Below are 3669 nucleotides of genomic sequence, written 5' to 3' on the forward strand. Positions count from 1 at the left end.
GGGGTGGACTTGTACGATAGCCTCAAAGAGAAAAAGTAAGTCGAATTATCTCATTTGTTATCGTAAAACATACGCGAACAAATTTTTCTTTGTTTTACCCTTCATTTTCCTTAACCGAGCAGTATTGCAGCCCATTCGGATTTGAAGTCAGCTATTGAACTAGCGCAACAGTTTGCATTCCTTGTGCGTCAACGCCTGCCTGAGCAGCTCGATGCTTGGTTAAACAAAGCTAAAAACAGCTCGGTTTCTTTGTTGCGCTCCTTTGCTGTTAGTTTAGAGTCTGACTACAATGCTGTGAAAGCAGGTGTAACTATGTCAGTTAGTAATGGCCCAGTTGAAGGGCATATTAATCGACTGAAAATGTTAAAGCGGCAGATGTATGGTCGGGCCAAGATAGACTTACTGGAACGACGATTTTTGTTAGCTATTTGAGGAGAAAATTTTGGCAATTTACACTTGATGATATGAGTTATAGAAATCAGTTTATCTGGCAAAGGGCGGTTAAACTTGCTATTAATTGTTATAAATTTACCCGCCTATTTCCTCAGTCCGAATTGTATGGTTTAACCAGCCAAATTCGACGTTCTTCTGTATCTGTAGCATCTAATATAGCAGAAGGCTATGGAAGGCGCTCAAAACCAGAATACATACAGTTTTTACATATTGCATTAGGCTCTTTGAGAGAACTTGATACCCAATTAATCATAAACTTCAGAATATCCGCAATTTGATTGAAAGCAATACCTGCGGTTGATAACTGTGCCTCCAAGGGTAAATTTTCTAGCTTGGCATCTAAACATTCCCACATCGGTGCTAGTGTTGATGTCGCTGGAGATTCGGACAACTCATCAAGCAGATCCCAGATGGTTAATTGACGATATGTGGTCATCTCTACGATTCTGGATGCAAGGGGCAAGGACGCACTGGGCAGTAGCTTGAGGTAATCTCAAACATATCCTTATATTGATATAGTGAAACACTGTATTGTTTTGCAAAAGCCTGCAACACCTGATCTGTATAGGCGCGGATCTTGCCAGCCGTTAACCCAAAGCAGTGAATTGGTTCTAAGCGGCAAACAGGTTTTTGCCCCAGCCAGAGTTCTGCCGACATAGCGTGCAATGGTTTATCCCCTGGTTCTTTATACAAATACAGCACTGCAAAATATGTTGCTCGTGGTTCGACTGCGATGACCTCCGGTCGGGCGTAGCCCATCGCATCAATTTCTGCTGAATTATTCTGGGAGCGGTGGCGATAGAATGAGCGGCGATTGTGGCAGACTTTTGGATTCCAGCAGCCATCACCTTCTGGCCCATGCAGCGCCTTAGCCTTAGCTGCGGGTAGTTTGGCGCATAGCTGACATTTAGGATCTAACGGCTTGGGCATAGTCTACTCTGTTTCCTCTTCACCAATCGCACGATAGTAGGCAGCGATGCCTATCGCGGCGATCGCCTGCAAGCACAGTGGAAGATGACACCCAAAATTGTATGTGACTTCAAGTAGAATTTGCCCAAGACAGAAGGTAAAAGTTGTCCGCCTCGTCACTTGACACGATCTGTATTTTTAGATATCATTCAACTATATGGTTGAATCAGATGTAGCCCTTGATAAAATTTTTGCTGCTCTGGCTGATATGACGCGGCGAGACATTCTTAAGCGGGTATCAACAGCAGAACATACTATCGGCGAATTAGCACAACCCTATGCGATGTCTTTTGCAGCGATCGCAAAGCACATCAGTGTGTTGGAGAAAGCCGGACTCATTACCAAGCGCCGAAGTGGTAAGGAGAAAGTTATTCAGATTCAGCCGAAAACTCTCAAAGTAGCCGCAGCGTATCTGAGCGAGTATGAAAAAATCTGGAGTGCCCGCTTTGATGCTCTGGAAAAACTACTAGAAGATCGATAAGAAAGTAGCAGGAGGGTAGTATGGCACATCTTACAGTAACAGTTCCAGAAAATTCACAAAATATCTTCGGTACTGTCACAATCAAGGCTTCGTTAGAAAAGGTATTTGAAGCATATACCAAAGAGGAACTGTTTGCTACTTGGTGGTGTCGCGGTAAAGAAATGAAAGTGTATCACTTCGATTGTCAAGACGGCGGCAGTTGGCACATTGCTGAACAATCAGAAGATGGTAACGAGTATGAGTTTACTGGCTGTTTTCATGAAGTCGCTCTAGATAAACGAATCGTGCAGACATTTGAATTCTTGGGGATGCCGGAACGTGGGCATGTCATGCTGGAAAAAGCTGAGTTTGTCGCAATTGACGAACATACAACTGAGATTCGTACCCATAGCACAGCAATGAGCCAGTCAGACCGTGACGGCATGGTTGCCAGCGGCATGGAAAGCGGCTGGCGGCAGTCCGTTGAAGCTCTGGGCAAGCTTTTAGAACCAAACGATTAATTACAACTCGCTCGCAGGCTTGACATTTACCAAAGCGATCGCTTTGGTAAATGTCAAGCCGATATTTTTATACTACATTTGGGATACATTTTGTAATACAAAAGTGTGAACACAAAATAAGATACCCTTATCTTTTATCCGATATAATCTACGATTAAAACACACGAACCCCCAGACACTACACTTTCACCAACATGCAATCGCGGAGGGTGCATGTTGGCAACGGAATAGAAACTATTGCGCTGCCGACAAATTTTGTTTGTCTTTGGTATCGCTTTTGATGCGTAATTCAAGCGATACACACTTATATGGTGCTAACTTATAGTTATAGTTAGCCGTAACTTATTATAGGCACAATTCAACTATAGCCTTGACTGAGTGCAAAGATAGTTTACAAAAATGGCTCAGGCGGTTGCCATAATATTGGTTTAACGAAGATACAGAGATATTGCTGCACAACAAGAATGCATTCGGGAAAACTTTTCTCTTTGAAGCGGTTCCTATTCCTCAATTTCTAAGATTCGGATCGTGGATAACTGCAACCGCCTTGATGCAGAACTGTCTGGGAATACAAATTGTCTGCTTTAATTACAAAAATCATCTACCCGAATATCTCGCCAGACATCAGAAACCTGCCAGCCGGAATTGCCTACAGATTGTACTGGAGGATTGTCAAGGAATGGAATATAGTCAGGAACTCTAGGCTCTGAAATTGCTACTGGTTTCTCTTCAACCTCAACTACAGGGGCTGGAGAATTGACAGTATTAGCTTCAAGAAGAAGTTGGTCTTCAGCCTCCTCGATTAGCTTCATCTGTCTCAGGGTAAGCTTGTCGGATTTTTTGATGATCTTTTTGGTATCTGTATCATTAGAAGTTTTCATTGGCTGTTCCCTTGAAGGCATTGGCTTAAAATTTGGATGGGTAAACTTGGGAGAAATTAGGTATTAATAATTGCACGGAATAAACACTCTACTGCAAAACTATGGAAAATACGAGTCCCTTGCTGAAGAAATTATTAATTGTGTACAAATCTGTTTTCGGTTAGATGTCCCAGCATAATAGGAGCACAGATGCAAGTATTAAGCGATCGCTTCTTGATCGATGGTTGAGAGTTCTCGCTTATTAGGAACAGCGTTGAGAAACTTATCAGGTGAAAAAGGCACAATCTTAGTAGTAGATGACGGTGCGATTCGTTGATTAGTGAATCACGGTATTAAGTCCGTAAATAACTAATCTAGCCCGACAGCAGATTACTGTCACCAAAGG

Annotated in this window: 7 protein-coding genes and 1 pseudogene; 4 read left to right on the forward strand and 4 right to left on the reverse strand. The window is 42.7% G+C overall.

Annotation, left to right across the window (positions count from 1 at the left end):
- Positions 1–123 precede the first annotated feature (123 nt).
- Both LC608_RS36435 and LC608_RS36440 read left to right on the forward strand, forming a co-directional pair.
- Positions 124–432 (forward strand): transposase, encoded by a 309-nt coding sequence (locus LC608_RS36435; protein WP_374108503.1) that lies wholly within the window; start codon positions 124–126, stop codon positions 430–432.
- Positions 433–464: 32 nt separating this feature from the next.
- A pseudogene (locus LC608_RS36440) lies at positions 465–707 on the forward strand (four helix bundle protein); the annotation flags it as partial.
- Here LC608_RS36440 and LC608_RS36445 read toward each other — a convergent pair.
- From LC608_RS36445 to LC608_RS36455, 3 genes are read right to left on the reverse strand one after another with little or no spacing between them, the layout of a single operon-like run.
- Entirely contained in the window at positions 620–889 is a 270-nt protein-coding gene (locus LC608_RS36445) for a hypothetical protein (protein WP_229558157.1), read from the reverse strand. The pseudogene LC608_RS36440 and the gene LC608_RS36445 sit on opposite strands and share 88 nt — an antisense overlap.
- A gap of 2 nt (positions 890–891) precedes the next feature.
- Positions 892–1383, reverse strand: coding sequence for a hypothetical protein (locus LC608_RS36450; RefSeq protein WP_229558152.1), 492 nt, complete (start codon positions 1381–1383; stop codon positions 892–894).
- Between the two features lie 3 nt (positions 1384–1386).
- The gene (locus tag LC608_RS36455; RefSeq protein WP_229558153.1) at positions 1387–1542 is read right to left on the reverse strand and encodes a hypothetical protein; all 156 of its coding nucleotides are present in this window, start codon (positions 1540–1542) and stop codon (positions 1387–1389) included.
- A gap of 37 nt (positions 1543–1579) precedes the next feature.
- Between LC608_RS36455 and LC608_RS36460 the strand changes: the two genes are divergently transcribed.
- Positions 1580–1903 carry a metalloregulator ArsR/SmtB family transcription factor gene (locus tag LC608_RS36460; protein ID WP_229558154.1) on the forward strand — a complete coding sequence of 108 codons (324 nt, stop codon included), beginning with the start codon at positions 1580–1582 and terminating at the stop codon, positions 1901–1903.
- 20 nt (positions 1904–1923) lie between these two features.
- Positions 1924–2403 (forward strand): SRPBCC domain-containing protein, encoded by a 480-nt coding sequence (locus tag LC608_RS36465; RefSeq protein WP_229558155.1) that lies wholly within the window; start codon positions 1924–1926, stop codon positions 2401–2403.
- Between the two features lie 584 nt (positions 2404–2987).
- Here LC608_RS36465 and LC608_RS36470 read toward each other — a convergent pair.
- Positions 2988–3284 (reverse strand): hypothetical protein, encoded by a 297-nt coding sequence (locus LC608_RS36470; protein WP_229558156.1) that lies wholly within the window; start codon positions 3282–3284, stop codon positions 2988–2990.
- Positions 3285–3669: the final 385 nt, after the last annotated feature.

Source organism: Nostoc sp. XA010 (genome assembly GCF_020829625.1).
Lineage (GTDB): Bacteria > Cyanobacteriota > Cyanobacteriia > Cyanobacteriales > Nostocaceae > Nostoc.